This is a genomic window from Prevotella corporis DSM 18810 = JCM 8529 (genome assembly GCF_000430525.1).
GTDB classification, from domain to species: domain Bacteria; phylum Bacteroidota; class Bacteroidia; order Bacteroidales; family Bacteroidaceae; genus Prevotella; species Prevotella corporis.
This window is the reverse complement of record NZ_AUME01000088.1, coordinates 1-1,607: the sequence shown is the minus strand read 5'-3', so window position 1 is coordinate 1,607 and position 1,607 is coordinate 1. Positions and strand designations below refer to the sequence as shown.

2 protein-coding genes are annotated in these 1,607 nt (G+C 43.5%); both read left to right on the top strand.

Annotation, left to right across the window (positions count from 1 at the left end):
• The coding region (locus H515_RS0110405; protein WP_025878253.1) for a VapE domain-containing protein at positions 1-1,108 on the top strand (1,108 nt) is incomplete at its 5' end.
• A 193-nt stretch (positions 1,109-1,301) separates the two neighbouring features.
• The coding region (locus tag H515_RS13455) for a CHC2 zinc finger domain-containing protein (protein WP_036891864.1) at positions 1,302-1,607 on the top strand (306 nt) is incomplete at its 3' end.

Below are 1,607 nucleotides of genomic sequence, written 5' to 3'. Positions count from 1 at the left end.
CACATCTTCCGACAACCTCTATTCCATTATAGAGAGCAGCTTCTCTCCACGTATCAACCCTATACAGGAGTATTTCAAGGGATTGCCCTTGACGGATATTGGTAATATCTGTGGTAATAATAGTGGCAATAGCGATAGTTGTAATCATGAAAGTAGTGGCAATAATGAAAACAATTGCTGTTGTGATATTTCTTCCCTTTCACTGAAAGCCATTCCCGAACTGGCAAGTTGCGTTGTGATGCGCAATCATGAAAAATGGCTACCATATCTCACCAAATGGCTCGTGGCAGTGGTCGCCAATGCAATGGACGACCGTGAGTGCCGAAACCACACCTGTCTCGTGCTGACGGGCGAGCAGGGAAAGTTCAAAACCACGTTTTTGGATTTGCTCTGTCCGCCAGCCTTGCACGGTTACAGCTACACGGGTAAGATATATCCGCAGGAGAAGGACACGCTGACTTATATCGGGCAAAACCTCATCGTAAACATTGATGACCAACTCAAAGCCCTCAACAAACGGGACGAGAACGAGCTCAAAAACCTCATCACCTGTCCGATGGTCAAATACCGTATGCCTTACGACAAGTATGTGGAGGAACACCCACACTTGGCGAGTTTCGTTGCATCGGTAAATGGTAACGATTTCCTTACCGACCCCACAGGCAGTAGGCGGTTTCTGCCCTTTGAAGTATTGTCTATTGACATAGAACGAGCAAAGGCAATCTCAATGGATAGTGTCTATACCGAAGCAAAAGCCCTGTTAAAATCTGGTTTCCGCTATTGGTTTGACGATAATGAGATAGTAGAGCTTTACAAAGAGAGTGAGGATTTCCAAGTGCAGACCGCAGAAATGGAACTACTGCTACGCTGCTTTGAGAAGCCAACGGAGGATGAAAACTATTCGTTAATGACCACTACGGAGATACTCACCTATTTGGGTATTTATACTCACCAACCACTTGTTGCCAAGCGTATGGGTGAAGCCTTGAAGAAAGCAGGATACATAAAGGTGAGCAAACGAAGAAACGGTAGTAGCCCCATCTATGTCTACAAGATTAGGAAAATCTTGCCCTGCCCGCTCCTTCAAACTTGTAGTAGCCAAATGTAGTAGAATGTGTGGTATTGTCTTATACTACAAAGTAACACTGATTATCAATCACTTATCACAAAATAGTATGTAGTAAGAAGAAAGATGAAAAAGTTTGGAGGGGAAAAAGTTAGGAAAAGGGAAATTCATTCAAATGTAATCAAATATAATTCAGACAATCGATTATAACTCAATCACTTAAATTATTCAAGCAATGAAAGAAGAAGATTTATCACTCATCAAGCGATACTCCATCGTGGAGTATCTTGAAAGGAAAGGTATCAAACCCTTGCGCAGAACACCTTCCTATGCGCTGTACCGCTCACCACTCAGAGAGGAAATGCATCCGAGTTTTAAGGTGGACACACAGAAGAACCTCTGGATAGACTATGCCGAAGGTAGGGGCGGAAGTATCATTGACCTCTGTATGCGCTTGGAAGGCTGCACGCTATCGGAAGCCATTTGCCGTTTGGGACAAAACGCTACCGATAATATAACATATAGTTCTCACAAAGACTTC